This is a genomic window from Streptomyces sp. NPDC046887, assembly GCF_040644755.1.
GTDB classification, from domain to species: domain Bacteria; phylum Actinomycetota; class Actinomycetes; order Streptomycetales; family Streptomycetaceae; genus Streptomyces; species Streptomyces lichenis.
In genome coordinates, this window is sequence record NZ_JBEYXH010000033.1 from 25,677 (window position 1) to 52,525 (window position 26,849).

Below are 26,849 nucleotides of genomic sequence, written 5' to 3' on the forward strand. Positions count from 1 at the left end.
CAGGGCCCTGGACGCGACCTCCGTCCAGGGCCCTGTCGTATACGGGGTCAGGCGACCCGCGTGCCGTACACATGGTCGACCGTCATGGTGATGAGGACCCGCCGCTCGGAGACCATCACCGCCCGGTACTCGTCCCAGTCCGGGTGCTCGCCCGCGGCGCGGCGGTAGTACTCCACCAGCGCCTCCACCTCGGGGGCGCCCGGATCGGTGCCGGGACCGGTGAGGGTGGCCGTGCCCTCGGCGGTGGCCCAGGACCAGCCGTCCTCGCTGAGCACCATCAGGGTGGCGCGCGGGTCCCGGCGCAGATTGGCCACCTTGGCGGTGCGCAGGGTCGTGGACACCTGGACGAGGCCGGTCTCCGGGTCGTAGGAGGGCTGGATCGGGGTCAGTTGCGGGCGACCGTCCGCCTTGATGGTCGCCAGGGTCCCGATCCGGCTCCGGGCGAGCAGCGCGTAGGGGTCGAACGATGTCTCGGTCATGGGGGGATCATCACTCGGTGTCCGGCCCGGGGGACAGCAGGGCGCGCTGTACGGCGCTGGTGATCAACTCGTCGCGTACCGCCTCGGGCAGCACGTCCGGCAGCGTCAGCTCCTCGACCACCAGCCAGTTCATGGCCAGGTACAGCAGCAGGACGCCGGTGGCGTCGCCGGGCAGACCCGCGTCCCCGTGCCGGGCCACGTTGGCGTCCACGTCGGCCCGGACCCGTTCGGTGAGCAGAGTCCGCAGTCCGGGCCGCCGGGTGGCCTCCAGCCGCAGCTCCAGCAGGGCCAGATAGCCGGAGCGGAAGGCGGTGATCCGCGCCACGGTCTGCCGCATCAGCGCGGCGTACGAGGCGGCGTCCCGTACCGGGGCGAGCTGCTCGGCCAGCGCGTCCTCGCCGGGGTCCAGCCGCTCGTAGACCCGGGCCCCGGTCTGCACCAGCAGCTCGTCGCGGTTGCGGAAGTAGTTGGAGGCGGTGCCGACCGGCACCCCCGCCTCCTTGTCGACGGCGCGCTGGGTCAGCCCGCGCGAACCCTCCCGGGCGAGGACCTCGATGGCGGCGTCGAGCAGCGCGGCCCGGCGGGCCGGGTTCTGGCGCATGGGTGCCCCCTCACCTGGAGCCGATGGCTGCCGGTGGCTGCCGATGGCTGCGATGGTTTCTCTCAGCGCCTCCAGTAAATCACTTCAGTTGGAGTGGTCATGCGGGAGGGGGTTGTTCCGCCGTACGCTCCTCCTCCGGCCAGCTCTCGCCCATCGGCCGGTCCTCCTCCTCGTCCTCCCCGGGGCGCCGGAGCGCGGACAGCACCAGGGTGACCACGGTGCCGGCGACCGCCCAGACCGAGAGCACCTGGAGCGGGCCGGAGATCGCGTTGCCCCGGAAGTACGCGATCGAGCGGGCCGCCCAGGTGCCCGCGCCCGGCGGCAGCCAGGGGCCGATCGCCCGCCAGAAGTCCGGCAGCATCGGGCCGGGGAACGCCCCGCCCGCGCTCGGGTTGCCCGCGATCACCACCAGCAGCACGGCCAGCCCGATACCCACGATCCCGGTGGCCGCCTGGAGGGCCAGGGTGATCGCGCCGACCGCGAAGACCACCAGGGCACCCAGCCCCCACAGCGCCGCCGTGCTGCCCGGCAGGGCGTCCAGGATCGGCCCGACGATCACCGCCCCGCCCAGGCCCCCGACGATCGCGGAGAGCGCGAGCACGGTCAGCCGGATGATCGCGCGCTGCGGGTTGGCCGGGCGGGAGCCGGCGCTGATCGCCAGGATGGAGGCCAGCAGATAGCCGCCCACACACCACCCGACCACCAGGTAGAACGCCGACAGGCCGTTGAAGTCGCCCCGGGCGGTGGGCGCGGTGTCCACCGTCCGCACGGTCCGCCGCTGCTCCTTCTCCGCCTGGTCGATGATCTGCTCCAGCGCGTTGGCGAGCGCCGTGCCGCCGCCGGAGGCCACCAGCAGGGTGTCGGTGGTGCCGCCCCGCGGGTCCACGATCAGGGCGCCATCGATCTCCCGGTCGCCGAGCTGCCGGCGGGCCTCGGCCTCGGAGCCGAGCACCCGGGGGTCCAGCGGGTCGCCGGGCAGTGCGGCCAGTTGTCCGGCCGTCTGCTCGGCCGCCTGGCCCGGGGCCACCACGCCGAACGGCACATCCGTCGGCTTGGGGTGGTGCAGCGCGCCCACATAGGAGGCGATGAACAGCAGCTGGAGGGCGAGGACGCCGACGACCAGCAGGGCGGCGCGGGGGGTGACGGCGGAACGGAACTCCTGGGCGAGCTTCATGCCCTCCACGCTCCGGGGCGGGGCCCGTCCATGCAGGCGGGGGCGGGCCGAATGGCGGACCCGGGGTGGCCGACGGGGGCGGCGGAATGTGAATCGTACGAGCGTTCGAAACGTGGTCTATGGTGGAGGAGGGGGAGGTGAGAGAGACGAACGATCCAGGAGGTGCGGGGTGCCGGTGCCGGGCTTCACGCATCTGCACACCGTTTCGGGCTACTCCCTGCGGTACGGGGCGTCCCACCCGGAGCGGCTGGCGGCACGCGCCGCCGAGCGGGGGATGGACGCGGTCGCCCTGACCGACCGGGACACCGTGGCCGGCGCGGTCCGCTTCGCCGCCGCCTGCGCGAAGGAGGGCGTCCGCCCGCTGTTCGGGGTGGACCTGGCCATCGGCGAGCGGGTCCGGGCGGAGGGGCCCGGGGCCACCGAGCGCCGGCGCGCCCCGGTACGCGGCGGCGCCTTCGTGGACGAGTCCGCGCCCCGTGCGGTCTTCCTCGCCCGCTCCCGGCGCGGCTGGGCCGAGCTGTGCCGGATGATCACCGCCGCGCACGCCCAGGACGACCCGATCGGCGGTGCCTCTACGGGGGGCGCGGGGGCAGCCGACCCGGGCTCGTCCCCGTACGCCTCCGGTGCGTCCGATGCCTCCGGCGGGCTGGCCACCGGTGCCGGCACCGGCCGGACCGGCAGCCCGCTGCTGCCCTGGGCCGGCAACCACGGGGAAGACCTCACCGTGCTGCTCGGCCCGGACTCCGAGGTCGGCCGCGCGCTGGCCGCCGGCCGCCCCGACCGGGCCGCCCGGCTGCTCGCCCCCTGGCGGGAGGTGTACGGGGACGCGCTGCGGCTGGAGGTCGTCCACCACGGCCGTACCGGCACCGGCCCCGGCTCGCTGCGGCAGGCCGCCCGTACCCTCGGCTTCGCCGCCGAGCAGGGCGTACGCCCGGTGCTCGCCAACGCCGTGCGGTACGCCGACCCGGGGCAGGGCCCGGTCGCCGACGTGCTCGACGCGGCCCGCCGCCTGGTCCCCATCGATCCTCGCAAGGGCCTGGACAGTGGGGAGCGCTGGCTGAAGGACCCGGCCGCGATGGCCGCCACCGCCGAGCGGGTCGCCGAGGCCGCCGGCTACCGCCGCAACACCGCCCACCGGCTGCTCGCCCTCACCGAGGAGACGGCCGCCGCCTGCCTGGTCGACCCCGAGGACGACCTCGGCATCGGCTCCGTCCACTTCCCCGAGGCCCATCTCGTCGGCGCCGGGGCGCGCACCGCCGACCGGGTGCTGCGCTCCCGCTGCGCCGCCGGGATGGTGCTGCGCGGCCTGGAGCGCAAGGGGGAGTACTGGGACCGGCTGGAGGACGAGCTGCGCACCATCGAACGCCTCGGCTTCGCCTCCTACTTCCTCACCGTCGCCCAGGTGGTGGACGACACCCGGGGCCTGGGCATCCGGGTCGCCGCGCGCGGCTCCGGCGCCGGGTCGCTCGTCAACCACCTGCTCGGTATCGCCCACGCCGACCCCGTCGAGCAGGACCTCCTCATGGAGCGCTTCCTCTCCGTCCGCCGCCCCGCCCTCCCCGACATCGACATCGACGTGGAGTCCGCGCGTCGGCTGGAGGTCTACCGGGCGATCCTGGACCGCTTCGGCCCCGAGCGGGTCGCCGCCGTCGCCATGCCCGAGACCTACCGGGTGCGGCACGCCATCCGGGATGTGGGCGCCGCCCTCTCCATGGACCCGGCCGAGATCGACTCCCTCGCCAAGGCGTTCCCGCACATCCGCGCCAAGGACGCCCGCGCCGCCCTGGACGAACTCCCCGAACTCCGCGAACTCTCCACCCGGCGGGAGGAGTACGGAAAGCTCTGGGACCTGGTCGAGGCGCTGGACGCGCTGCCGCGCGGGGTGGCCATGCACCCGTGCGGGGTGCTGCTCTCCGATGCCTCCCTGCCCTCCCGTACCCCGGTCGTCCCCACCAGCGGTGAGAGCTTCCCGATGTCCCAGTTCGACAAGGAGGACGTGGAGGAGCTGGGGCTGCTCAAACTGGATGTGCTCGGGGTGCGGATGCAGTCCGCGATGGCCCACGCGGTCGCCGAGATCCGGCGTGCCACCGGCCGCACGATCGACCTGGACGACGACCGCCAGGTGCGGCCCGGCGACCCCGCCACGTACCGGCTGATCCGCTCCGCCGAGACGCTGGGCATCTTCCAGATCGAGTCACCCGGCCAGCGCGACCTGGTCGGCCGCCTCCAGCCGTCCACCTTCCACGACCTGGTGGTGGACATCTCCCTCTTCCGGCCGGGCCCGGTCGCCGCCGACATGGTCCGCCCGTTCATCGAGGCCCGGCACGGCCGGGCACCGGTCCGCTACCCGCACGACGACCTGGAGGACGCGCTGAAGGAGACCTACGGGGTGGTGGTCTTCCACGAGCAGATCATCAAGATCCTGGCCATCATGACCGGCTGCGGCCGCGAGGAGGGCGACGCGGTCCGGCGCGGGCTCTCCCACCCGGAGTCGCAGGGAAAGATCAAGGCCTGGTTCGCCCAGCACGCGGCGGCCCGGGGCTACACCGAGGACGTCATCGAACGCACCTGGAAGATCGTGCAGGCCTTCGGCTCGTACGGCTTCTGCAAGGCGCACGCGGTCGCCTTCGCGGTGCCCACCTACCAGTCCGCCTGGCTCAAGGCCCACCACCCGGCCGCCTTCTACGCCGGGCTGCTCACCCATGACCCCGGTATGTATCCCAAGCGGCTGCTGCTCGCCGACGCCCGCCGCCAGGGCGTTCCGGTCCTCCCCCTGGACGTGAACCGCTCGGCGGCCGCCCACCGAATCGAACTGGTGTCCGGCTCTCCGGCTTCACAGGAGGTATGGGCCCTCCGCCTCGCCCTCTCCGACGTCCACGGCATCAGCGAGGCCGAGGCCGCCCGGATCGAGGCCGGCCAACCGTACGCCTCCCTCCTCGACTTCTGGCAGCGGGCCCGCCCCGGCCGCCCGGTCGCCGAACGGCTCGCCCAGGTGGGCGCGTTGGACGCGTTCGGCGCCAACCGCCGCGATCTGCTGCTGCACCTCGCCGAACTGCACCGCAGCGGACGCGGTACGGGCGCGGGCGGCGACCAGCTGCCCCTGGCGGGCGGCCGCCGCGCCGCCCCCGTCGGCCTGCCCGACCTCAGCGACGCCGAACGGCTCAGCGCCGAACTGGGCGTGCTCTCCATGGACGCCTCCCGCAACCTGATGGACGACCACCAGGGCTTCCTGGACGAGCTGGGCGTCCTCACCGCCCGCCGCCTGGGCACCGCCCGCAACGGCCAGACCGTGCTGGTCGCCGGGTCCAAGGTGGCCACCCAGACCCCGCCCATCCGCTCCGGCCGCCGGGTCATCTTCACCACCCTGGACGACGGCACCGGCCTGGTGGACCTCGCCTTCTTCGACGACAGCCACGAGCGGTGCGCGCACACCGTCTTCCACTCCTGGCTGCTGCTGGTCAGGGGCACCATCCAGCGGCGCGGCCCGCGCAGCTTCAGCGTGGTCGGCGCGGTGGCCTGGAACCTCGCCGAGCTGATCGAGCTACGGGAGCGGGGCGGCCTGGACGCGGTCGCCGCGAAACTAGCCGAACCGGCCCCTGCCGAGGGGGAGATGGCCCAGGCCAACGGCGAGGCCACCGGCCGCCGCATCACCATGCCCAACGGCTACACCCTCAACCCCTGGTCCGACCTGCGCCCGGCCGGGGACGGGGCGGTCGTCCCGAAGAAGCGGAAGCTCTGGCACCAGAGCCAGGGGAGCGCCGGATGATCCTCCACGTCCGTTTCCGTCTTTCTCCGGACGGCGATTCCCTCCTCCCCGAACTCCTCTCCCTGCTAGAGGAGTTCACTCCCGTCCTGGAAGCCGTCCCGCCGGACGCCGCCCTGGCCGACCTGCGCGGCGCCGTACGGTACTTCGGGCGCGGGGCGGCCGAGCTGGCCGCCGTGCTCCGGGTCCGCGCGCTCGCCCGGTACGGGGTGGAGTGCGCCATCGGCGCGGGCCCCGTCCCCCTGATCGCCCGCATGGCCGCGCGCGAGGCGCCCCCCGGCACCACCCTCGTCGTCGACGACCCCGAACCCTTCCTCCGCGACAAACCGGTGGCCGCCCTGCACGGTGTCGGCCCCGCCACCGCCCGCGCCCTGTGCGGCTACGGCCTGGACACCATCGACCGGGTCGCCGCCGCGCCCCTCGCCGTACTCCAGCGCATCCTGGGCGCCCGGGGCGGCCGGGACGTCTGGGAACGCGCCCAGGGCATCGACCGCTCGGCCGTCACCCCCAACGCCGCCGCCCGCTCCCTCGCCGCCGAACGCCGCTTTGACCGCGACGAACTCGACCCGGACCGCCACCGGCGCGCCCTGCTCGCCCTCACCGGCGAACTGGGCGCCCGCCTCCGCACCGAGGCCGGAGGGCAGGTCTGCCGCGCCCTCACCCTCACCGTCCGCTACGCCGACCGCTCCACCACCACCCGGACCCGCACCCTGCCCGAACCCACCGCCCACTCCACCGCGCTCACCACGACCGCCTACGCCCTGTACGACGTCCTCGCCCTCCAACGCGCCCGCGTCCGCGCCCTCTCCCTGCGCGCCGAGGGCCTGACCCCGGCCGCCAACGCCGCGCACCAGCTGTCCCTGGACCCGGCCGACGACAAGGTGCGGCGGCTGGAGGCGGTGGCGGACCGGGCGCGGGCGCGGTTCGGGGAGGGGGTGATCGGGCCGGGGACGTTGGCGGCGTGAGCTATGACCTGGGGAGGAGGCGGCGCCAGAGGGGGCGGTGGCGGGATAGGGCGGCTTCGGCGATGGCGAGGTTGTTGCGGCTGGTGAGGGTGTGGGGGTGGTCGGGTCCGAGGGTGCGTTCGCGGGCGGTGAGGGTTTGGCGGTGGAGGTCGGCGGCCTGTTGGTGGTGGCCGAGGGCACGGAGGGCGGTGGCGAGGTTGTTGCGGCTGGTGAGGGTGTGGGGGTGGTCGGGTCCGAGGGTGCGTTCGCGGGCGGTGAGGGTTTGGCGGTGGAGGTCGGCGGCTTGCTGGTGGTGGCCGAGGCCGTGGAGGGCGTTGGCGAGGTTGTTGCGGCTGGTGAGGGTGTCGGGGTGGTCGGGTCCGAGGGTGCGTTCGCTGGTGGTGAGGGTTTGGCGGTGGAGGTCGGCGGCTTGCTGGTGGTGGCCTAGGCCGTGGAGGGCGGTGGCGAGGTTGTTGCGGCTGGTGAGGGTGTCGGGGTGGTCGGGTCCGAGGGTGCGTTCGCTGGTGGTGAGGGTTTGGCGGTGGAGGTCGGCGGCCTGTTGGTGGTGGCCGAGGTCGTGGAGGGTGTCGGCGAGGTTGTTGCGGCTGGTGAGGGTGTCGGGGTGGTCGGGTCCGAGGGTGCGTTCGCTGGTGGTGAGGGTTTGGCGGTGAAGGTCGGCGGCCTGTTGGTAGTGGCCGAGGCCGTGGAGGGCGTTGGCGAGATTGTTGTAGCTGGTCAGGGTGTCGGGGTGGTCAGGACCCAGCTGGATGGCCTCGGCCTCTCGCACCTCACGACGAAGCAGAAGCTCTTCAGCGTGCGCCCCGGCTGCTCTGAGGATGTCGGCCAGAGAGTCCAGGGTGTTCCGCCTGGCGATGAACTCCTCCTCGGACGCGCGGCCGAGGGACGTGACCATATGGGAGGCGAGGAGTCGGGCGGTCGGCCAGCCCGCTCTCCCGGCCGCGACCGTGTCCTGGACGGCCTGCGCGAGATGGCCGTCCAGGGCACGGTGCCAGGGCGCGAGGTCGGTCCCGTTGACCGGCAGGGCCATCACCTCGTGTACGAGCGGATGAAGCACGAGCTGCCCCGGCTCTTCCCTCTCGGAGTCTGTCCTCTGCTGCGGGGTCCCCAGTAGCCCGTACCGGTGGAGCCCTGCCAGCGCCGCCTCCACCCCGGCGGCCGTCGCAGGCTCACCGATCGCGTCCGTCACCAGCCCCGGCGTGATCAGCGTACGGGGAATGGGCGCGGCCTCCAGCAGCGCGAGCAGCCGCAGCAGCGGACGGGCGAGCGGGAGCCCATCGGCGTCCAACTGCTCCAGTGACACGTCCCAGGTATGACGTACGACGGACCGCGCCAGCGCCGGGTCGGCGGCCGCCCCCGGTTGCTCGGCCCCCAGCAGCTCGCCGAATTCCCGGCCCAACGCCTCCTGGTAGTCGGCGAATCGGCGGTAGCGGCTGGTCGGGGAGGCGAGATACCGTCCCACCGCCTCCAGCGCCAGCGGCAGCCCGCCCAGCCGCGCCCCCAGCGCCGCCGCCTCCTCGTCCGTCCCCGCACCCGGGGCCGCGTCACGCAGCACCGCGCCCGCCGCCGCCTCCTCCAGTGGGTCGAGATTCAGCAGGACGGCGCGCGGGCCCCACGTGGTAGGGGCCGTGTCCCGACTGGTGACCAGCAGCAGCCCCGGTCCATCGGGCCGGAGCCAGCCTCGGTACTGGGCCACCGGCTCGGTCGCGGAGCCTACCCGGGCCGGGGTGTCCACGTTGTCGATCACGATCACCCAGCCGCGTGCCGCCGCGAACTGCTCCCAGACCACGTCCACGAGCGCGGCCCGGCCGGTCCGGGCGTCTTCGAGCCGGGCGTCCGTCAGGCCGAGGTCCTGGGCGACCTGGGTCAGGTCCTCGGCCAGCCGGGCCGGGTCGTCCCGCCAGCGGACGAAGAACACCGCCCGCCCGGCACGCTCGGCCCGGGCGGCGGCCTCTGCGGCCAGCGTGGTCTTGCCGAGCCCCCCGGCCCCGCAGACGACGGCCATGCCCCCGGTACGGGAGCGCAGGAGCCCGTCCAGCACGGCGAGTTCCCGTTCCCGCCCGCGTACCGGCGCGCCTGGCGTGGGCGGGCGCAAGGAGGCGTGCACGGCCGCCCCCGGCACCCAGGCCCCGGCACCGGCGGGCGCGCTCGCCGCGCCGCCCCCTGCCCCGGCGGCCCGCAGCGCCACCACCGCCACCGCCAGCCCCAGCACCCCCGCCGTGCCGCCGACCACGCTCGCCATCTGGTCGGACGCCTCCAGCCCGAACCGGGCCACCGCCCAGACGATGCCTCCGAGCAGAGCCGCGAACAGCAGAACCCCGGCCAGAGTCTTCCACCCGCGCCCCGTCCCGTACGCCGCCCGCCTCCGCGCTCGTGCCCGCGCCACTCGCCGCCCCCTCACCGTCCACGCTTCTCCACCTGTGCCAAGGATGCCCGCGTTCGAGTGAACTCGGGGGCGGAGGGAGCGGATCCGGTACGCACCCGTGACGGGAGGTCAGCTCCGCTGCCGGGCGCAGCGGGCATCGTCCGGGTGACGCCCTCCCGAACCCCGCCCACCGACGTACCCCACCCCCGATCATGAGGCGGATGACCTCCACCGACCTCTGGCACCACTACGGACGCACCCGCGCCGAGCGCGACCGCGCCGTACCCGACGCCTTCCACTGGATCTGGAGCCAGGACGGCGGCCCCGGAGCGGAGCTCCTGGGTGACCTGTCGGGTCGGGTCGTGGGCGACCTCGGGGCGGGGGCCGGACGGCATGCCGCGCACCTCGCGGTCCACGCCGGGGCCGCCGAGGTCGTCGCGGTGGACGCTTCACCCGCCCAGCACGCGAGGGCGCTCGACCTCTTCGGGCATCTCGCGCCCCGCCTGCGTACCGTGCGGTCTGACGCCGTACCGCATCTGCGCGGAGCTCCCGCCCGGTACGACGTGCTCTACAGCGTCTTCGGGGCGCTGGACTTCACCGATCCGCGTGAGCTGCTGCCCGCCGCGCTGACCGCGCTCAGGCCGGGCGGCCGCCTGGTGTTCTCGACCCTCGCGCACTTCCTGGGCGGCGCACCGGCGCGGACGGACGTCGTGGCCGCCGAGGTCCCGGCCCGGACGCCGGAAGGGGGCGCGACCACGATGCGGCGCTGGGTGCTCCAGGAGCATGTGTGGGCCAAGGCCCTGGAGGAGGCGGGGTTCGCTGAGGTTCGTACCGAGGTCCTAGCCCCGAGGACGGACGGGCCCCGGAGCGCCGCGACCCTGGTGGTCAGCGGAGCCCGCCCAGGGTGAGCCTTGGTCCGGCTGGATGCGTTGGCGCCCGGTCCGCACGGCGGCGCATGCCGCGCTGAGCTCCGTGAGCCCCGCTGGACCGGAACAGGCGGGTATGACGTACGCCATTCGGCTTCTTGGCAGGTGGCGGTCGAGGTGCCTGACGGCGTTCGGGCGGCTTGTCGTGTGTGGTGCTGCGGTGCTGTGGCGCATCCGGTGGAGTGGAGCGGTGCAGTGCGCGGCCGGGCGGGGGAGGGGGAGGACGGATCCGGGAGTCCTCGCAGGCCGCTTCGTGTCCGTCTGTGAAGGGAGTGCTCGCCGTGTACGACATGCTGGTGGATCTGCTCGTCGAGGAGTTCGGCCTGGAACGAGAACTGCTGCGGCCGGACGCGGTCGTCGCGGATCTGGACCTGGACTCGCTGAGCCTGGCCGAGCTCGCCGTCACCGTCACCGAGCGGACCGGCAGGCGGACCGATGACCTGCGCGTTCCTCCGGGGATGACGCTGGGGGAGCTGGCCGCCGCGTTCGAGGGGGCTCCCGTCGCATGAGCGCGGCACGGAGGCGCCGGTTCGCGGCCGAGCTGCGGCGGCGGGTGCGAGCGCTGGTCGTCATGGGCTGCCTCCACGCGGTGATGACCCGGCCGCTCGGTCCCGCCGCGCTGCGCGTCCCCAACCCTGGCGGGACTTACGGGACGGAAGGCGGCACCGCGCTGCCGGTGCTGCTGCTGGGCGACTCGCTCGCCCTGGGCGTCGGCGTACGCGGCGGTGAGCCGACCGTCGGGGCCCAGCTCGCCACCGCGCTGGCCGAGGCCCTGCGGCGACCCGTACGCCTGCGGGTACGCGCCCGTACGGGATCCACCGCCAAGGCGCTCGGTGGGCAGGTGCGCCGCGCACCGGACGGGCCGGGAGCGGCGGTGATCGTGATCGGGGGCAACGACGCCGTCCGCCCGGTCCGGCTGCGCTCATCGGCGCGGCACCTGGGCCGCTGCGTCACCGCGCTGCGCGAGCGCGGATGGACGGTCACCGTCCTCACCTGCCCCGACTACCGCGCCTCCACCGGACTGCGGCGCTGGATCCGCCGCACCGCCGTCCACCGCGCCGACCGGCTCCGCGAGCTCCAGCGGGATGCCGCCGCCACCGCCGGGGCGGAGGTCATCACGCCGCCCACGGACGCCTTTCTGGCCGATCCGTCCCGGATGTTCTGCGAGGACGGCTGCCACCCGTCGGCGGAGGGCTATGCGGCACAGGTCGCCCACGCCCTGCCCTCGCTGGTCCACTCATGGCAAAACCTCCGGGACCTCCGGGACCCTGTCAGGCAGGCTGGCGACCACGCGGCGGATTGACGGAGTCAGCTCCGGCCGTCCCGTCGGGCATCATGCGCGCTTCGTCGGCCGGCAGGTGGCTGTCCGCCAGGGCGTACCACGCGTCGTCATGAGTCATATCCGGTCCCTTGTGAGGGCTTGAAACGGATCGCCAGGCCGAACCCCGCGGACATGACGACACCGGCGACGATGATCCAGACGGCTGGGCCCATTCCGAGGACAGCAGCGAACACACCTATGACGATCAGCGCGACGCTCGCCGCCAGTGCGACCCGGAGTCCGACGGAGGTCATGGCAGAGCCGAACCGCTGGTCCTCCTGGCCGAGCATCTCGCCGTCGTCTGGACTGGTGGCCACCGTGATGGCTCCTCTCCTTCGGTCTGCTCTCTTGCTCCTCCTGGCCGCCGCTCCCGTGGACCGGCTTCCGCGGCGCCGGTGAGGACAGCTCCTCAGGGCCGGTGCCGCCCTCGCCGGAGGAGGAGTACGCCCAGCGCCAGCGCCACCGCGGGGGCGGCTATGAAGGGTGTCCAGCCGCCTCCGTTCGCCAGCGCGACGGCCACGAAGACGGCCATGAGCACGGCCCACAGGACGAGCAGGATCCCGAAGACCCTGGGCGCCCCCGCTGATCGGTGTCTCATGGAGTGCCTCACTTGGTGCCGTACCACCGCAGGAAGCCGACGATCGCCACGACCACGGCGATCGCGATCAGGAAGACGGGCACTGCCCAGCCGTCCGGAATCCAGGCACCCTTGCCCTGCACATCGTCAGCAATGGCGAACATGTTCGATCCCTTCGATCCCTTCCATCCCTACCGGCTCGCCGCGAACGGGCCGGGCGGCCCGTTCGCGGCGAACGGTCAGCGTGCTGCGATCGGCAAGCGGATCACATCCTTATGACCACGCTTCCGTGGTCTGATCCTCCGCGAAGTTGCCGGCCGCGTCCCCGGCGATCTCGCAGGCCGGTGCCGCCACCGCTCCCGTGGGTCCGGCGAGGCTCACCGCTCCCGCCACACAGGCACTGGAGACGGCCTTCCCGAAGGACCAGCCGAAGCCGATGCCGGCCGCCTTGCCCCACTCGCCGTCACGAACGGCTCCGCCGAACTCCGCAGCCGTCTTGATGTCCCCGAGGGGGGTCAGCGCCTCGGCGGCCTCCTGCCACAGCAAGCCGTTGGGGTCGATCCGGTTGACCGGGTCGCCGTCGGCGTAGAGGTAGGGGTTCTTCTCCTGACCGGAGGGGTCGGTCTGGGTGAAGCGGCCGATGTTGGCGTCGTAGTAGCGGGCGCCGAGGTGGTACAGGCCGGTGGGGTCCTGGTAGCCACCGGCGAACCGGTAGGGCTGGGCGACCGGCTCGCTGGAGCGGGCCAGCAGCCGGACGCCGCGGGGGCTGTAGGTGTAGGAGTTGACCTTGTTGCCGTCGCCGTCGGCCAGGGCGACGACGCTGCCGAGGGCGTCGGTCAGGTAGTAGTAGGACTTGCCCCCGGTCGTCATGGAGTTGAGGGTGCCCCCGGGTTCCCGGTTGAAGCCCATGTCCACCCCGGCGGTGGTCTTCGCCGACAGGCCCAGCGGGCCGTGGTGGAAGAAGGTGTCGCCGAGCTTGATCCGCTCGCTCTGGTCGGTGGAGGCGTACTGGCCCGCGTACGTCTTGGAGTCGACCGTGATGGAGGTCATCTGGGAGTAGTCGGACCACTGCTCACCGGTACGGGTGTACTCCGGCGTGGAGGCGCCGGCGGTCTCGTTGCCGACCTTGTCGTAGGACCAGGTCCCGGTGGAGCCGGACTTGGAGGTGAGCTGCTGGGCGTCGTTGTAGGTGTACGTGGTGCCGCGCGGGCAGCCCTTGTCGGTGCCCTGGCTGGTGAGGTTGCCGGCCTGGTCGTAGCAGTACTGCCAGGAGTCGGCGATGGCCCCGTTCTTCTCGTCCTTGGCGTACGAGAAGCGGCCGGCGCTGTCGTAGGTGTAGGTGGTCTTGTAGCCGCCGACCGCGTCGGTCTTCGTGAGGATCTTGCCCCCGTCGTCCTCCGGCTTCCTGGTGGTGCCGCGGTCGTAGGAGTAGGTCAGCTCGACCAGGGTGCCCTGGGGAGAGGTCGTCTTGATCTTCTCCGGGCGGTTGGACTTGTCCGGGGTGACGCTCTGGACGGTGCCGCCGGGGTAGGTGGTCTTGGTGCGGGTGTCGTTGTTGTCGTAGGTGTACGTGGTGACCTTGCCGGCGGGGTCCTTCAGCTTGGTGAGCTTGTTGACCTCGTTCCAGGTGTAGTCGGTGGTGCCGGCCGGGTCGGTGTAGGTGTCGACGTTGCCCGCCGGGGTGTAGGCCAGCTGCGTCTGCGAGCCGTTCTGCAGGGTGCGGACCGTCTCGCGGGACAGCGGGTCGAAGGCGTACTCCGTCACCCCGGAGCCGTCGGAGCGCCGGACCAGGTTGCCGTCGCCGTCATAGGTGTAGGTGACCGTGGCGTAGTTCGAGGAGTCGACCTTGGTGATCCGATCCCGCTGGTCGTACTCGTAGAGGACCGCCACGCCCCGCCCGTCGAGCGCCCTCACCACGCGGCCCTGCTCGTCGTACCGGTAGGTGGTGGTGCCCAGCGGGGCGGGCGGGGTGACCTTGGTCAGGTTGCCCTTGGCGTCGTAGGTGAAGGAGGTGGACACCGACTTGGTGTCCGTCATCTTCGCCGTCACCTTGCAGCGCTGGCCTTCGAAGCCGCCGCAGGTCGGGGTGGCCTTGTTGTAGTCGAAGGTCTGCTTGCCGCCGCCGGTGCCGGTGACCGCGACCGAGGTGGTGTTGCCGACCGTGTCGTAGGTGTAGTCGGTCTTCTCCTTGTCCGCGGTCTGCATCGTGCCGGGCAGATCGGCGCCGGCGATGGTCTGGTAGCCGGTCACCGAGGCGGTGGCGCCGGTGGGCAGACCCGCCGAGGTCGGGTTGTTGCGCCCGTCCCAGCCGTACGTGGTGACATTCCCGCCGGTCGAACCGGTGCCCATGGCGTCGGTCGCCGTCTGGATGTTGTGGTTGGCGTCGAAGGTCGTGGAGCGGTTGCGGTTCAGGGCGTCGGTGGTCTTGGTGACCCGGCCGTCCTTGTCGTGCTCGTGCTTGGTGGCGTGGCTCTCCGGGTCGGTGACCGTGGTCGTCCCCGCCGCCCTGGGGTCGGTGGTGTGCGAGTACGCGTAGGTGTAGGTCGGGCCGGTGTGCCCGGAGCCGTTGAACGCGGTGGCCCGCAGCATCGAGCGGACGCGGTTCTGCTCGTCGTAGGTGAAGACCGTCACCCGCCCCTCCGGCGTGGTGATCTTGGTGATGCGTCCGTCGCCGTCATAGCCGAAGGCCGTGGACTTGCCCTCGGTGTCGGTGGTGCGGACCAGGTTGCCGGCCGGGTCGAGGTCGAAGACGGCGGTGCGGCCGGTGTGGTCCTTGGCCTGCCACTGACTCGGATCGGTCCTGACCAGGTCGACCCAGCGGCCGGAGCGGGTCTCGGTGAGCTTGAAGCCCTTGTGCTCGCCGCCCTCGTCGTGCTGGGTGACGGTGATGGCGCCCTTGTTGCGGTCGGTGACCTTGGTGAGGGTGCCGTTCGCGTCGTACGTGTCCTTCAACCCCGACTTGCGGTCGGTGAGCGTGAAGGTGCCGTCGGCGTTCTTCTTCAGGTCCTTGGAGTAGCCCTTGGGCGTGGTGAAGGATCCGTCGGCCGCCTTGTCGAAGCGGACCGCCGCCCCGGTGGCGTCGTAGAAGGTGACCTCGGTGGTCCACACGTGCAGATAGCGCTCGTACTCCTGCCACCAGCGCTGGGAGACCTTGCCCCAGCTCGCGTCGAAGGAGTTGTACGTCCGCGCCAGCCGCAGCTTCTGCCCCACCCCCGCCACCTCGAAGTCGGTGGCGGCCAGCATCAGGTTGCCGTTGGACAGGTTGATCCGGGCCACCAGCGAGTCGGTGATCCGGAAGTCCGACATCCGGTGCCAGGGCACCGCGCCCTGCCCCTCCGGGACGAAGCTCAACGCCCCGGCCGTGGATCGGGCCTTCGGTGCCGCTTTCCGTTCGGCGGACTTCCGCGCGGAGGCCGACTGGCCCGCGCGGTCGCGCTGCGCCGCCTCCCAGGCGGCCTCGGCCGAGGAGGCGGGCGCCTCGGCCTTGTTGGGAACCGGGCGGGTGACACCGACCTTCACCGGTGGCACGTCGAATCGGGGCCCGTCCGCCTTGCCCCACACCGAGGCCGGACCCGGATCCGGAACGGTCGGCGCGGCCAGGGCCGGTGCGGCCGAGGCGGCCAGCGACAGGGCCGCGACGGCGGCGACGAGGCCGAAACCCGACGACGATCTGCGGGCACGTCGAAGAGACGTGCCCGAGGCACGTGAGCGCATCGTTCTCCCCCATGAAGAAGCTCACCCGAAGACCCCAACGGCCACGGGAGCCCCACACGTTGCCACGAGACCTTCACAACGGCGGCGGGCCTTCCCGCGATCTTGAAACACATACGGGTCGGAATCGGCCATGCCGCTTCGCCGGTGCCGCTGCACGGACAAAGCGCGCCGAACGGGTGTCGAACGGATGTGCGGTGAGTGTCGGGTGGGGCGGAAGGATCGGCTCCGTGCCTGCTCGGCGGCCCTGTTCCGTCATCCGGGGGCCGCCGCTCACACTCAGATTGGCGTGATCACCACATCCGGTTCCCCAGTTCCTCGCGGGAGGTCAGCAGGGCCAGCCGGTCGGGGTCCTCCACGGTCCAGGTCCCGGGCCCCTGTTCGGGACGGAGCACCCAGACGGAACCGTCCCGTACGTCGGTCACGATGCCTTCCCGCCCGGTGTCCTCGTCCAGCACCAGGTCCCCCACCCAGGGCGTCCGCTTCTCGCCGCTCACCGGTCACACCCCCCGCCCGGCAGCTCCGCCCATACCTGCTTGCCGGTCGGCAGCGGGGTGGTGCCCCAGGCGCTGGCCAGCGCGCTGACCAGCAGCATTCCGCGCCCGTTCTCGGCGTCCGGCCCGGGGTGCCGGACCACCGGGGTGCCGGGGGAGTGGTCGGCCACCTCGATGCGCACCTTGTCGGCGGCGTCGCAGACCAGTGAGAAGAAGACCAGTCCGCCCGGGCTGTGGGTGACCGCGTTGGTGACCAGTTCGCTCACCAGCAGCTCCACGGCGCCGGCCACATCCGGGTCGAGCAGCCCGGCGCAGTCCAGCGCGGTGGCCGCCATCCGGCGCATCTCCGCGACCCGCCGGGGCTCGGGCCGGAAGGAGAGCTGGACGCGCTGCCCGGCGGCGGGAGGAGGGGCGACGTGTGGGCGGGGGAAGAGGCCGTCGCGGCCGTCTTCCTCGGTCAGGACACAGGGGGGCATCGGACACGTCCTCCGGGGGTGTGGTGTCGGTGAATTCCGCAGTAAGCGTGGCAGCGCGACCGCTAATCTCGGGATGCCTTCCGCTGGAATTACCTCGGCAAAATTCGCCGCTAATTCCCGCTGGTGGGTGAGGAGTTCGCATCCGGTCGGCAGATTCTGCGCTGGCGCAGAATTCTTCTTGCGCCGGTGGAACTCCGAGCGTCAGACTGGCCCCAGGACAGGAGGAACCCCGGATGAACACGGACGCCGAGTCGGCTTCGCCAGCTCTGTGCCGTCTGCAACTCGCCAGCGAGTTACGGCAGCTGCGCCTGGCCGCCGGGCTGACGGGCTCGCAGGTGGTCGATCGGATGCTGTGGAGCGCGTCCAAGATCACCCGTCTGGAGACGGCGGAGAACGCGGTGGTCGAGCCCTCCGATGTGATCGCGCTGTGCGAGATGTACGGGGCGGACAGTGAGACCCGCTCCCAGCTGGAGACCTACGCGGCGGTCACCAAGACCAAGCGGGACTGGTGGCAGTCGAAGGAGTACCGGCAGGCGATCAAGCCGAGCTTCCGGGCCTACTTGAGGCTGGAGGCGGCGGCGAGTGCCCTGCAGACCTACCAGAGTGAGTTCGTGCCGGGGCTCCTTCAGACCGAGGAGTACGTCAGGGGTATCTACCGGCGGGCTCATGCGGGGATGAGTGACGACGAGATTGACCGAGTCATCGAGATCCGGATGACTCGGCAGGAGGTGCTGACCCGGTCGGCGTCCCCGCTGAAGTTCTCTGCGATCATCAACGAGGCGGTGCTACGCCGTTCGGTGGGTGGGGTGGAGGTCATGCGATCGCAGCTCCAGCACATCGCTGAGGTGGCGGTACTGCCGTCGGTGCGTGTGCAGGTGTTGCCCTTCAGGGCCGGCGCGCACGCAGGCATGGATGGCGCCTTCGCCCTGCTGCGGTTCCGGGAGGGTGGGCTGAAGCCGATCATCTACCTGGAGAACCTGACGAATGCGTTGGTGCACCGCCAGGAGGAGGACGTGGAGCGGTACGGGGACGCCTTCACCGACCTCCAGAGTCTCGCTCCGGGACCCGAGGAGTCCTTGGGCGTCATTAAGGAAGCGATCAAGGAGTGGCAGTGATGACTCACCAGTCTCTGCATGGTGCCGACTGGTTCACGTCCAGCTACAGCAATGCTCAGGGCGGCGAATGCGTGCAGGGTGCGCGGTTGTCGGATGGGCGGATGGCGGTGAGGGACTCCAAGGACCCGTCCAGGCCCGCCTTTGTCTTCGGGGCCGAGGCCTGGGGTGCGTTCGTGCAGGCGGCGATCAAGGAAGGCCAGTGATGACTGACGCGGACTGGTTCACGTCGAGCTACAGCAACAATCAGGGCGGCGCGTGTGTGCAGGGTGCGCGGTTGTCGGATGGGCGGATGGCGGTGCGGGACTCCAAGGACCCGTCCGGGCCCGCCTTTGTGTTCGGGGGCGCGGCCTGGGGCGCGTTCGTCGGGTCGCTGGAAGTGCCCGGCCGCTGAGCATCGCGTAGCACCGCCAGGGACGGCGGTAACGCAGTGAGAGGGGTCCGCCGACCGCGACCGGTCGGCGGGCCCTTCCGTATGACGGGACCACGCGGGCCTGCCGTACCGGTCAGCGGGCAGGACACTGCCTAGGTGGCCTGCTGGGGGTCGTCGGTCAGGGCGGCCGCGGTCAGCGTGAGGTGCCGGACCAGGATCTCGGCCGCGGCGTCGGCGTCGCGGGCCAACGCCGCCTCCTCCAGCCTTCGGTGCTCTTCGGCACCGTCCCGGTCGGGGTTCCGGTGTGCCGACCAGCGGCGGGCCAGCTCGCTGGCGGTCCACAACCGGTCGAACGTCTCCAGTAGCGCGTGGTTGCCGCACCCTTCCAGCAGCGCGCGGTGGAAGGCCCGGTGGGCCTCGGCCCAGGCGGCGGTGTAGTGCTCGCCCTCCTCCGGGGCGTACGCCGGAGTGCGCACCAGGCGATGGTGGGCGGCCCGTACGCGGGCCTCCCAGTCGACATCGCCCCGCTCGATCGACATACGCAGGACGACCGGCTCGACGGTCCGGCGGGCCTCCGCGATCTCCTGCCAGCGGCGATCGGAGAAGGACGGGACCGCGAAACCGCGGTTGGGCAGCCGGTCGGCCAGCCCCTCGCCGACGACCCGCACCAGCGCCTCGCGCACCACGGCCAGGCTCACGCCCTGCTCCCTGGCGAGATCCTGCGGCTTGAGGGGGGCGCCGGGGGCGTGGTCCCCGCGCATGATCGCGTCCCGCAGTTGCCCGTAGACCTGCTCGGAGAGCATCTGCTTCCCGGGCGGGGCCGAGGAGCGCACCGTCTGACTAGTCATGAGCCCATCCTAGCCGAGTCGATAGACGATCGACTGGATAATCGATTATTACTGCTATGGTCGATTCAGTAGCCCAGCCACGAAGGACGCCATCGTCCGGAGAGGAACGACCGCCATGACCGCAACGACCGCCATGACCGTGAACGACCCCTTCGCCCGCCTCCCCCATGCCCCCTCCTTCACCGTCACCAGCAGCACCGTCGCCGACGGTGCCGCCTGGCCGCCCGCGCAGCACTCCTCCGGCCTGCCCGGCGGGAAGGACGCGTCCCCGCAGCTGTCCTGGCGCGGCGCCCCGGACGGCACCAGGAGCTATGCCGTCACCGTCTACGACCCCGACGCCCCCACCGGGTCCGGGTTCTGGCACTGGGCGGTCACCGACATCCCTGCCACCGTCACCGAGCTTCCCGAGGGTGCCGGCGACGACACCGGCTCCCATCTGCCCGAGGGCGCCTACCAGTTGCCCAACGACGCCCGCGTGGCCCGCTACCTCGGCGCCGCCCCGCCGGCCGGACACGGCCCGCACCGCTATGTCGTCGTGGTCCACGCCCTCGACGTCCCCTCGACGGGCGTCCCCGCCGACGCCACACCGGCCTTGCTCGGCTTCACCATGGCCGGGCACACCCTCGGCCGCGCGGTGCTGACCGCCACCGCCGAGACATCCGCCTGACAGCGACCAGAGAGACACCATCGCCATGCACCTTCACACCCACCCCTGTCCCGACTCCGCCCGTCCCCGTCCCCGTCCCGACTCCGGGCCGATGGACCTGGACGCCGTCCGGGCCGTCAGCCGCGCCGTCACCGCCGCCCACCTCTTCATCTACCTCGCTCCCGAGACCGCCGAGGAGGCGGCCGAGCTCGGTGTGACCGACCCCGGGGCCGCGTATCTCGCCTTCCGGTCGGCCGCGATGGGCGCGGTGCCGTGGCAGGTCACGCTCGCGGCCTTCTACAACTTCAGCCCGCGTGCGGTACGGGCCATGGCGGGCGTCTGGGAGGCCGCGCCGCCCGAGCGGTGGCAGGCCGCCCGCTTCCGGGCCGCCGGACGGGCCATGCGGCGCGTCCACGTACCGCTCACGGACAATCGGATCGCCGAGGCGCGCTCGCTGATCGACCCGGTCGTCACCGGTGCCGACTACGCCGGCAAGGTGCTGGCCGCCGCGAACGCCTCGGTCGCCCTGCCACCCGATCCCCTGGTCGCGCTCTGGCAGCAGATCACGGTGGCGCGCGAGTGGCGCGGCGACGCCCATCTCGTCGTCCTCGCCGACAACGGCCTCGGGCCGTGCGACTGCCTCGTCCTGCACACCGCGACCGGCCGCCTTCCCACTGCTCTCGCGCGGGCGACCCGCCGGTGGGATGACGAGGAGTGGGAGGCGGCGACGGCACGCCTGGTCGCGCGCGGCTGGCTCGACTCCGACGCCGTGCTCACCGAGGCCGGCAGCGCGGCGCGCGAGCGCATCGAAGGGGAGACGGACGAGCACTGCGCCGCGCTGTGGGCGCCGATCGGCGATGCGGGTGCCCGCCGCCTCGCCTCCCTCATCGCGCCGATCACCGACGCGTTCACCGCCGCGGGGACGCTTCAGCCCGTGGGCGGACGGCCGGATCCCGCGTAGACAGTGCCGGGCGATAGCGTGGGCGGCCGACGAAAGGGAGCCCCATGCCGCGCGTGTTCAGCGTCAGTGACAGCGTTCTCATCGAGGCCGACCCGGCCGTGATCTACCGGCAGGTCTCGCAGCCCGCCCTGATGGGCCGGTGGAGCCCGGAGAACCTGGGCGCCACCGTGCCGGACGGGCAGGGGGCGGCCGCCACCCGGCCCGGTCTGGTCTTCGAGGGCCACAACAAGCGCGGGGGCGTGCGCTGGACCACCCGCTGCACGGTGACCGCCGCCGAGGAGGGCCGGCTGTTCCGCTTCCGGGTGCACGCCATCGGGCTGAAGCAGCCCCGGCTGCGCGGGCCGATCGCGACCTGGGAGTACCGGTTCGCGCCGGTGGGGGAGGGCACCGAGGTCACCGAGACCTGGACGGACGACCGCCGCGGATGGCCCGACCCCCTCGCCAACGCCTTCGACCGGGTGGTGACCCGCGGGCACACCTTCGCCGACTTCCAGCGGCGGAACATCCGTACCACGCTGCGCAATCTCAAGGCGGCCATGGAGGCGCCCGGCAGCTAGCGCCCCCGGTCCGCCGAGGCGGTGTGGGCCACCACGGCGTCGATGAGCGTGGGCCAGAGCTCACGCGGGCGGTCGTGGCCCATGTCGGGGACCAGCAGCAGCTCGGCACCGGGCACCAGCTCCGCGGTGCGCCTCCCGCCGCTGGGGTCCACCAGCGTGTCGTCCAGACCGTGGATCACCAGCGTGGGAACCCGCAGTTCACGCAGCGCGTCCGCCCGGGAGCCGCTGAGGACCATCGCCCCAAGCTGCCGGGCGATCCCCGCCGGGTAGTACGCCCGGTCGTAGCTGCCGGCGGCCAGCTCGCGCAGCCACCCGACGTTGCCGTACCGCCGGGAGGCCCACACCAGCTCCCTCTCCGCCGCCGCGATATACCCCTCGCGGTCGCCGGGCTTCGGGGCAGACACCACGGCCTGGGCCTCCGGGCCGGACCGCCCGTACTCCGGCTCGCCGGTGGAGGACATCATCGACGTCAGGGTCAGCACCCGCTCCGGCGCGGAGAGGGCCATGGTCTGGGCGATCATCCCGCCCATCGAGGTGCCGACCACATGGGCGCGTTCGATCCCGAGCGCGCTGAGCAGCCCGAGCCCGTCCGCGGCCATGTCGGACAGCCGGTAGGGCACCATCGCGGACGCCGCGGCGAGATCACCCGAGCCGACGGCGGCCAGGAACGCGCCCGTGTCCACCGGATGGGCGTCGAACCTGGTGGACAGCCCGCAGTCGCGGTTGTCGTATCGGATCACCTGGCGGCCGCGGTCCGCCAGCGCCCGGCAGAAGTCCTCGTGCCAGGCGAGCATCTGCCCGCCCAGCCCCATCACCAGCAGCACGGGCGGGTCCCCGGGGTCGCCGAAGCTCTGGTAAGCGATGGACACCTCGGCGGATACGTCAACGATCGTCATACGGCAAGCCTGGCATGCGCGCTCCACCGATACGGCAGGGGTGGCATCCGGAGCCGTCAGGCCCCGTCGCCCGTCCCGGGCAGCGTGCGGGGTATCCGGTCGCGGCTCCGGCCGAGCGGGTGCGCTACGGCGCCACCGGGTAGGTCCGGGCGGCGAACCACGTAGCCGAAAGTCGGCGCCGCGACCGTGTGTACCCGAACGGGTGGGAATGACGGTTCGCATGGCGAGTAGTGGGGCGGTGTCCCTAAGCTGCCTCGGAATGAGGGGTGGCCGACGGGTGTCGCCTCGCGATGACGGGTGCGGGTGACGACAGGTGAACCGCTGCGGCGAGCACGGCAAGTTGGTGCGAGACCGGATTCCGCAGATCATTCGCGGGCACGGGGCCGAGCCCCTCACCTACACCGCGGCCCCCGAGGAGTACCGCAACCGCCTGCGGGACAAGCTCGGCGAGGAGGTCGCCGAGTTCCTGAAGGCCGACGATGCCGAGGCGCCGGAAGAGCTCGCGGACGTACTCGAAGTGGTGCGCGCCCTCGCCGCGGATCTGGGAATCGACACGGAGCAATTGGAGAAGATCCGCGAGGCCAAGGCGAGTGCGCGCGGTGGCTTTGCCGAGCGGATCGTCTGGACCGGCAACCGCTGACTCCTGGCCGAGAAGCCGGTACCGGACCGCGTACACCCGCCCGGGTGGCCTCGGACCGGTGGATGCGGGCCGGTGGAAACGGGCCGGTGGAAGCGGGCTTCGTCATGCCGCACCTCGACCAAGGATGCTCGGGTGGCCTCTTCTACGCTGTCGGTTTCGTCAGGATGGCATGGCATACCCCGAGCAGCGGTAGTACCGGGGCTGCGTGGGCGGGCCGGAGTCCGGCCTGGCGGGCGAGCGCGGTGATCTCGTCCGGGGCGATGCCTCGCTGGAACGTCCCCTTTGGCCGGCTGGACCAGAACCCGTCGTGGTGGACGCTCCAGCCACCGTCGGCGGCGGCTTTGGCGATCTCCTCCGGTGAGCGGGTGACCACCACGATGTGCCCGCCGGAGCGGGCGAAGGATGCCGCTTCCTTGAGGGCCTGGATCCGCTGCCAGGGATCGGGCAGCACGTTGAGGACGAACATGGAGGTGACCAGGTCGAATCCGGTCCGTGCCGGGCGGGGCCAGCCGAATTCCTCGTAGGGGTCGAAGCCCTCGGCGTCCAGGCCCGCCGAGCGGTAGTGGGCGATGTCGGCGCCGCGGCCGCAGCCATGGTCCAGGACGCTGCGGATGCCGAGCGGGCCGGTCAGGTGCTCGGTCACCGCCCGGGAGGCCGGGGACGGTGCCTGGCGGCCCATCGCGGTCTTGTGGGGCTGGTACTTCCGTACGACCGGGGCGGCGTCGGGGCCGCCGCCGGTCAGCTCGCTCAGCGGGAAGAGCACGTCGTCCGGTTCGGCGAGCTGCGGGGAGAGAGGCAGGTCGATCCGCAACGCGGAGTGATCCGTGAAGGCGGCCGGACCGCTGCGCACCGAGGAATCGACGGTGACGACGGTGGCCGTCGTCAGGTGGTCGCTGAGCAGAGCGAGATCGCAGCGGAAGTGGGTCGGCCGGCCGTGGAAAGCCCGCTCGAAGGTGAAGACGGGAGCCTCCTCGGCAGTGGTGTCGACCAAGCCGCCGACCCGCAGCAGTTGCCGCAGGACCGTGCGTTCGACCTCGCTGGTGAACGCGCTTGCCTCCTCCCCGAACAGGCCGTCCGCTGGGCGGGGGGCGAGGTTGAAGTCCCCGCAGACCAGCAGCGGGCGACCTTGCTCGGCGACCGCCATCGCGGCGAGTTCGGCCAGCTGGGCGGCCCGGGAGACGCCGGCATAGGCGTCAAGATGCACATGGAGGATGACAAGCCACTCCAGCTCCACCCGCTGAACCCACGGGGCGGGCGACGACACGGTGGGGAGGGCGAGATTCTCACCGGCCCAGGTGGCCAGACGACCGTCTCCGCCGGCGAAGGTGAAGCCCGCCAGAACGGGAGGCGTCCGGTCGGCGGGCTTGAACGGCTCCTGCGCGAGTACGATCTCGACGCCGTGCTCGCGTAGCCAGGCAGCGACGTTCGAGCGGGCGCCGGTGGCGCCGAGACGCTTGTTGAGGTTGACCGAGGCCAGCAGCACGAAATCCTCCAGAGCGGGGATCACAAGGGCAGGGGCCTCCCCGACGCCGCTTCGTCGCGGAAGGCATCCCACAGAATGTTCAGTGGGTGGGAGGCGTCATACGTCTCGCGTTCCCCTCGGCGGGCGAAGACGCCGGAGACCAGTTGCAGCACAGGGGCGAAGTCGTCGGCGAGATCGATGAGTCGGAAACCCTCGCCGGTGGGCAGGCGCCCGTCGACGGCTGCCTCGCCGATGGAGCGGGCGCACAGCATGCACCCGTACGTCATGCGCGACCGCAGCAGGGCGAGTCCGTAGTAGATGTCGTCGATCTCGGCGGTGATCTGCAGCTGCGAGCGGAAGTCGGGCCCGTACCAGCGCTCGACGAAGTCGGTGATCACTCCGCGCGAGGGGATCACCAACGGCAGTCTCCGCAGCCGGTCGACCCCGACGGTCTTTGCGGCGAGTTCGCGCACCGGCAGGTTCGTCAGCAGGGCCAGCCCTTCGCGGTGCCACTCAAGGAAGTCGTATTCGGGGGCCACCCGTTCCGAGGCGACGTCGGCCGCGAGCCCGCCACACAGCAGATCGACCTGGTTGGAATCCAGGTGCTTCCAGAAGTCGCGGGTCCGCACGTGGACGACCTTCAGCTCGACCTCCCGCTCCAGCAGCTGCGGGGCGACCCGCTCCCACACCCGACCCAGGAATCCGAGGGTGAACTCCGTCGTCCCCACCGTCAATGTCGAGCCGAGCCGGCGACGGGAATCAGCTATGCCCTGCAACCAGTGGGCGAAGGTTGCCCGGGCCCGTTCGACGACCTCCAGCCCGGTCGGGGTGAACAGCAAGTCGCGGCCTCGGCCCTGTTTGACCACCAGCAACTCACCGGTCAGTGCCTGGAAGTTGCGGTTGAGGATGTCGAGCTGCTTCTGCACGCTGGACTGCTCGCGCCCCAGCACCTTCGCCGCGGCCAGCGCGGTCCCCGTCTCCCGTACCACGATCAGCGTCCTCAACTGGTCCCACGTCAGATCCAGGAAGCCTGGCGAGCACGCGAGCAGATCGGCGCGAAACCCCTCCGGCCCCGGGACCTTCAACGGCCCGGACGGCAACGACGTCATCACGACGCCCCCTCCCTGTTGCAGTCTCACCCAGCGTGCACTGTCCGCACGGCCAGCAGAACTGAACTTCTCCGCAATTCATCCCAAGAAAACCTTGAAATGTCCGACCGGACATCCGGATATCGCTGAGTATTCCGGGGAACATTTCGGGTAGACGCCTTGGATCGCAAAGGCAAAGATCACCGCGCTGTCTGAATCATGGGGGATGAGCCATGCTCTCAGCCGAGTGGATTACCGAGCTGATCAAACGGAACGCTCTGGACTGGTCCGGCCCCCTTCGCGGCGACGGGCTGCTGTTGACCCTCGGCACGCCGCTGCAGCCGCTGGCCGCCCCGAGCACGCAGGTGATCGACCTGGCCGACCAGACCAGCATCGACAACCTCTACGGTGTGCCGATCACCCGTTGGACGAACTACGAGTTGACGCCCGGCGAGATGCTGCTGGGCGCGGTCGAACAGCCTCTGCGGCTCGGCGCCGGGGTGATGGGCGTGATCGGCGGGCTGAGCCACCTGGCTCGCGTCGGTCTGGCGGTCCACGTCACCAGCCCCTTCGTTCTGCCTGGTTGGAACGGGCACCTGACGCTGGAGCTGGTCAATGCCGGCCCCGCCGTCCTGCGTCTGTACCACGGCATGCCCCTGGCGCGTCTGCTCGTGTTCGCTCTGGACGTCGCTGACTCCGGTGCCGCCGCATCACATCCTCTCTACGGCCGGCAATCCGACCTGAAGAGCCGATACGCCGACGAGTTCCCCGTAGACCCAAGTCAGAGGCGATCATGACGGACTGCCAGTTCTGCACCGAGTTCAGCGGACGTACGAGCGCGCCCCGGATCATCACCCGGACCTCCGGTGGCTGGGTGCTGCTGCCGACCATCGGTTCCCTGGCCCCGGGCTACTGCCTGTTCATGCCCTTGCAGCATCTGGACGCCGCCGCCGACGTCAGCCCCTCCGCCCTCGCCCGGGTCGCCGAGGAAGCCGAACGGATGCGCAGGCTGATCCAGGCCCGCTACGGGCCGGTGATCCTGGCCGAACACGGCCCGCGTGACTGCGAGCTGGGCGCCTCCTGCTGCAGCCACTGCCATCTGCACCTGGTCCCCGTCCCCGACCCGGACGCGATCAGGACCGCTTACGAGAAGACCGGCGGCCCCGGGCTGCGGCTTGCCTCCATGGAGGCTCTCCCGGAAGTCGCGGGCGGCTCCTACCTCTACCTCTCACCCCGAGCCGGTGAGCACTACTACTGGCCCTCGGCCGGATTCGCCCGGCAGTTCGTACGCCGGGTCTGCGCGGACCAGCTCGGCATCGGCGACTTCTACGACTGGCGGGATCACCCCTTCACCGCCCACCGTGAGCGCACCTTCACGGAGCTGACCGCCGACCTGCACCGCGCGGATGCCGTCTGA

The 26,849-nt window shown here is 71.9% G+C and carries 29 protein-coding genes; 15 read left to right on the forward strand and 14 right to left on the reverse strand.

Annotated features, from left to right (window positions below; all coding sequences use genetic code 11):
• Nucleotides 1-47 precede the first annotated feature (47 nt).
• The 3 genes from ABZ945_RS25190 to ABZ945_RS25200 form a co-directional block, all read right to left on the reverse strand.
• Nucleotides 48-479: a PPOX class F420-dependent oxidoreductase gene (locus ABZ945_RS25190; RefSeq protein WP_361273601.1), complete on the reverse strand. Its 432-nt coding sequence runs from the start codon at nt 477-479 to the stop codon at nt 48-50.
• Nucleotides 480-489: 10 nt separating this feature from the next.
• Nucleotides 490-1,080, reverse strand: a complete 591-nt coding sequence (locus ABZ945_RS25195) for a TetR family transcriptional regulator (RefSeq protein WP_361273603.1) — start codon at nt 1,078-1,080, stop codon at nt 490-492.
• A gap of 97 nt (nt 1,081-1,177) precedes the next feature.
• Nucleotides 1,178-2,254: a DUF3533 domain-containing protein gene (locus ABZ945_RS25200; protein WP_361273606.1), complete on the reverse strand. Its 1,077-nt coding sequence runs from the start codon at nt 2,252-2,254 to the stop codon at nt 1,178-1,180.
• Between the two features lie 175 nt (nt 2,255-2,429).
• Here ABZ945_RS25200 and ABZ945_RS25205 point away from each other — a divergent pair, with 175 nt between their 5' ends.
• On the forward strand, nt 2,430-6,020 hold the full coding sequence (locus ABZ945_RS25205; protein WP_361273609.1) for a DNA polymerase III subunit alpha: 3,591 nt from the start codon (nt 2,430-2,432) through the stop codon (nt 6,018-6,020).
• Nucleotides 6,017-6,982: a hypothetical protein gene (locus tag ABZ945_RS25210; RefSeq protein ID WP_361273612.1), complete on the forward strand. Its 966-nt coding sequence runs from the start codon at nt 6,017-6,019 to the stop codon at nt 6,980-6,982. The genes ABZ945_RS25205 and ABZ945_RS25210 overlap by 4 nt, the downstream gene beginning before the upstream one ends.
• Before the next feature lies 1 nt (nt 6,983).
• Here ABZ945_RS25210 and ABZ945_RS25215 read toward each other — a convergent pair whose 3' ends face one another.
• Complete coding sequence (locus ABZ945_RS25215; RefSeq protein ID WP_361273614.1) at nt 6,984-9,365, reverse strand: tetratricopeptide repeat protein; 2,382 nt, start codon at nt 9,363-9,365, stop codon at nt 6,984-6,986.
• 200 nt (nt 9,366-9,565) lie between these two features.
• Between ABZ945_RS25215 and ABZ945_RS25220 the strand changes: the two genes are divergently transcribed.
• The 3 genes from ABZ945_RS25220 (at nt 9,566) to ABZ945_RS25230 (ending at nt 11,573) form a co-directional block, all read left to right on the forward strand.
• A complete protein-coding gene (locus ABZ945_RS25220) occupies nt 9,566-10,252 on the forward strand; it encodes a class I SAM-dependent methyltransferase (protein WP_361273616.1) in 687 nt (228 codons plus the stop codon).
• Nucleotides 10,253-10,560: 308 nt separating this feature from the next.
• Complete coding sequence (locus tag ABZ945_RS25225) at nt 10,561-10,779, forward strand: phosphopantetheine-binding protein (protein ID WP_361273757.1); 219 nt, start codon at nt 10,561-10,563, stop codon at nt 10,777-10,779.
• Nucleotides 10,776-11,573 carry a GDSL-type esterase/lipase family protein gene (locus ABZ945_RS25230; protein ID WP_361273619.1) on the forward strand — a complete coding sequence of 266 codons (798 nt, stop codon included), beginning with the start codon at nt 10,776-10,778 and terminating at the stop codon, nt 11,571-11,573. The genes ABZ945_RS25225 and ABZ945_RS25230 overlap by 4 nt, the downstream gene beginning before the upstream one ends.
• Before the next feature lie 86 nt (nt 11,574-11,659).
• Here the strand turns inward: ABZ945_RS25230 and ABZ945_RS25235 are convergent, their stop codons facing one another.
• The 3 genes from ABZ945_RS25235 to ABZ945_RS25245 form a co-directional block, all read right to left on the reverse strand.
• Nucleotides 11,660-11,908 (reverse strand): hypothetical protein, encoded by a 249-nt coding sequence (locus tag ABZ945_RS25235; RefSeq protein WP_361273622.1) that lies wholly within the window; start codon nt 11,906-11,908, stop codon nt 11,660-11,662.
• A gap of 92 nt (nt 11,909-12,000) precedes the next feature.
• A complete protein-coding gene (locus tag ABZ945_RS25240) occupies nt 12,001-12,189 on the reverse strand; it encodes a hypothetical protein (protein ID WP_361273625.1) in 189 nt (62 codons plus the stop codon).
• A gap of 8 nt (nt 12,190-12,197) precedes the next feature.
• Entirely contained in the window at nt 12,198-12,332 is a 135-nt protein-coding gene (locus ABZ945_RS25245) for a hypothetical protein (RefSeq protein ID WP_361273628.1), read from the reverse strand.
• Here ABZ945_RS25245 and ABZ945_RS25250 point away from each other — a divergent pair.
• A complete protein-coding gene (locus tag ABZ945_RS25250; RefSeq protein ID WP_361273631.1) occupies nt 12,322-12,447 on the forward strand; it encodes a hypothetical protein in 126 nt (41 codons plus the stop codon). The two genes, ABZ945_RS25245 and ABZ945_RS25250, sit on opposite strands and share 11 nt — an antisense overlap.
• On the opposite strand, the gene ABZ945_RS25255 is transcribed toward ABZ945_RS25250, so the two are convergent.
• The 3 genes from ABZ945_RS25255 to ABZ945_RS25265 all read right to left on the reverse strand — a co-directional run bounded on the left by ABZ945_RS25255 (nt 12,442) and on the right by ABZ945_RS25265 (nt 16,849).
• Nucleotides 12,442-15,882: an RHS repeat-associated core domain-containing protein gene (locus tag ABZ945_RS25255; RefSeq protein WP_361273634.1), complete on the reverse strand. Its 3,441-nt coding sequence runs from the start codon at nt 15,880-15,882 to the stop codon at nt 12,442-12,444. The two genes, ABZ945_RS25250 and ABZ945_RS25255, sit on opposite strands and share 6 nt — an antisense overlap.
• A 290-nt stretch (nt 15,883-16,172) precedes the next feature.
• Nucleotides 16,173-16,376: a hypothetical protein gene (locus ABZ945_RS25260; RefSeq protein ID WP_361273636.1), complete on the reverse strand. Its 204-nt coding sequence runs from the start codon at nt 16,374-16,376 to the stop codon at nt 16,173-16,175.
• The gene (locus tag ABZ945_RS25265) at nt 16,373-16,849 is read right to left on the reverse strand and encodes an ATP-binding protein (protein ID WP_361273638.1); all 477 of its coding nucleotides are present in this window, start codon (nt 16,847-16,849) and stop codon (nt 16,373-16,375) included. Before ABZ945_RS25265 ends, ABZ945_RS25260 begins: the two co-directional genes overlap by 4 nt.
• A 233-nt stretch (nt 16,850-17,082) precedes the next feature.
• Between ABZ945_RS25265 and ABZ945_RS25270 the strand changes: the two genes are divergently transcribed.
• The 3 genes from ABZ945_RS25270 to ABZ945_RS25280 are packed head-to-tail and all read left to right on the forward strand — an operon-like array spanning nt 17,083 to nt 18,355.
• Nucleotides 17,083-17,964 carry a helix-turn-helix transcriptional regulator gene (locus ABZ945_RS25270; RefSeq protein ID WP_361273640.1) on the forward strand — a complete coding sequence of 294 codons (882 nt, stop codon included), beginning with the start codon at nt 17,083-17,085 and terminating at the stop codon, nt 17,962-17,964.
• Entirely contained in the window at nt 17,964-18,167 is a 204-nt protein-coding gene (locus ABZ945_RS25275; RefSeq protein ID WP_361273642.1) for a DUF397 domain-containing protein, read from the forward strand. Before ABZ945_RS25270 ends, ABZ945_RS25275 begins: the two co-directional genes overlap by 1 nt.
• Nucleotides 18,167-18,355 carry a DUF397 domain-containing protein gene (locus ABZ945_RS25280; RefSeq protein WP_361273645.1) on the forward strand — a complete coding sequence of 63 codons (189 nt, stop codon included), beginning with the start codon at nt 18,167-18,169 and terminating at the stop codon, nt 18,353-18,355. Before ABZ945_RS25275 ends, ABZ945_RS25280 begins: the two co-directional genes overlap by 1 nt.
• Nucleotides 18,356-18,486: 131 nt before the next feature.
• Here the strand turns inward: ABZ945_RS25280 and ABZ945_RS25285 are convergent, their stop codons facing one another.
• The gene (locus ABZ945_RS25285) at nt 18,487-19,182 is read right to left on the reverse strand and encodes a GntR family transcriptional regulator (RefSeq protein WP_361273648.1); all 696 of its coding nucleotides are present in this window, start codon (nt 19,180-19,182) and stop codon (nt 18,487-18,489) included.
• A gap of 133 nt (nt 19,183-19,315) precedes the next feature.
• Here ABZ945_RS25285 and ABZ945_RS25290 point away from each other — a divergent pair, with 133 nt between their 5' ends.
• From ABZ945_RS25290 to ABZ945_RS25300, 3 genes are all read left to right on the forward strand, one after another.
• Nucleotides 19,316-19,849 (forward strand): YbhB/YbcL family Raf kinase inhibitor-like protein, encoded by a 534-nt coding sequence (locus ABZ945_RS25290; protein WP_361273760.1) that lies wholly within the window; start codon nt 19,316-19,318, stop codon nt 19,847-19,849.
• Nucleotides 19,850-19,940: 91 nt separating this feature from the next.
• Complete coding sequence (locus ABZ945_RS25295; RefSeq protein ID WP_361273651.1) at nt 19,941-20,789, forward strand: hypothetical protein; 849 nt, start codon at nt 19,941-19,943, stop codon at nt 20,787-20,789.
• A gap of 44 nt (nt 20,790-20,833) precedes the next feature.
• Entirely contained in the window at nt 20,834-21,346 is a 513-nt protein-coding gene (locus ABZ945_RS25300; protein WP_361273653.1) for an SRPBCC family protein, read from the forward strand.
• Here the strand turns inward: ABZ945_RS25300 and ABZ945_RS25305 are convergent.
• Nucleotides 21,343-22,242 carry an alpha/beta hydrolase gene (locus ABZ945_RS25305; RefSeq protein WP_361273656.1) on the reverse strand — a complete coding sequence of 300 codons (900 nt, stop codon included), beginning with the start codon at nt 22,240-22,242 and terminating at the stop codon, nt 21,343-21,345. The genes ABZ945_RS25300 and ABZ945_RS25305 overlap by 4 nt on opposite strands.
• A 313-nt stretch (nt 22,243-22,555) precedes the next feature.
• On the opposite strand from ABZ945_RS25305, the gene ABZ945_RS25310 reads away from it, so the two are divergent.
• Nucleotides 22,556-22,882, forward strand: a complete 327-nt coding sequence (locus ABZ945_RS25310) for a nucleoside triphosphate pyrophosphohydrolase (protein WP_361273659.1) — start codon at nt 22,556-22,558, stop codon at nt 22,880-22,882.
• 142 nt (nt 22,883-23,024) lie between these two features.
• Here ABZ945_RS25310 and ABZ945_RS25315 read toward each other — a convergent pair whose 3' ends face one another.
• Both ABZ945_RS25315 and ABZ945_RS25320 read right to left on the reverse strand, forming a co-directional pair.
• Nucleotides 23,025-24,389 carry an endonuclease/exonuclease/phosphatase family protein gene (locus ABZ945_RS25315; RefSeq protein WP_361273662.1) on the reverse strand — a complete coding sequence of 455 codons (1,365 nt, stop codon included), beginning with the start codon at nt 24,387-24,389 and terminating at the stop codon, nt 23,025-23,027.
• Nucleotides 24,386-25,453, reverse strand: coding sequence for a LysR family transcriptional regulator (locus ABZ945_RS25320; RefSeq protein WP_361273762.1), 1,068 nt, complete (start codon nt 25,451-25,453; stop codon nt 24,386-24,388). The genes ABZ945_RS25315 and ABZ945_RS25320 overlap by 4 nt, the downstream gene beginning before the upstream one ends.
• A gap of 212 nt (nt 25,454-25,665) precedes the next feature.
• Between ABZ945_RS25320 and ABZ945_RS25325 the strand changes: the two genes are divergently transcribed.
• Both ABZ945_RS25325 and ABZ945_RS25330 read left to right on the forward strand, forming a co-directional pair.
• Nucleotides 25,666-26,229: a hypothetical protein gene (locus ABZ945_RS25325; protein WP_361273664.1), complete on the forward strand. Its 564-nt coding sequence runs from the start codon at nt 25,666-25,668 to the stop codon at nt 26,227-26,229.
• Nucleotides 26,226-26,849, forward strand: a complete 624-nt coding sequence (locus tag ABZ945_RS25330) for a hypothetical protein (protein ID WP_361273667.1) — start codon at nt 26,226-26,228, stop codon at nt 26,847-26,849. The genes ABZ945_RS25325 and ABZ945_RS25330 overlap by 4 nt, the downstream gene beginning before the upstream one ends.